General features: G+C 69.8%; 1 pseudogene. It reads right to left on the minus strand.

The window, feature by feature from the left end:
• Window positions 1-56: 56 nt before the first annotated feature.
• A pseudogene (gene rpsK, locus ACQG3P_RS24620) lies at window positions 57-232 on the minus strand (30S ribosomal protein S11); the annotation flags it as partial.

The raw sequence follows: 232 nt of genomic DNA on the forward strand, positions 1-232 counted from the left end.
TAGCCCACGTTGTTCAGCGAGCGCACGGCCGACTCACGACCCGGACCCGGGCCCTAGATGCTGACTTCCAGGGACTTGACGCCGTAATCCAGCGCGGCACGGCCGGCTTTCTCGGCAGCCACCTGGGCAGCGACCGGGGTGGACTTACGCGAACCGCGGCAGCCAGCGCCACCGGACGTCGCCCACGACAGAGCATTGCCCTGGCGGTCGGTGAGGGTCGCGAGGGTGGGGT

Source organism: Stenotrophomonas sp. SrG (assembly GCF_050031795.1).
Classification (GTDB): domain Bacteria; phylum Pseudomonadota; class Gammaproteobacteria; order Xanthomonadales; family Xanthomonadaceae; genus Stenotrophomonas; species Stenotrophomonas rhizophila_A.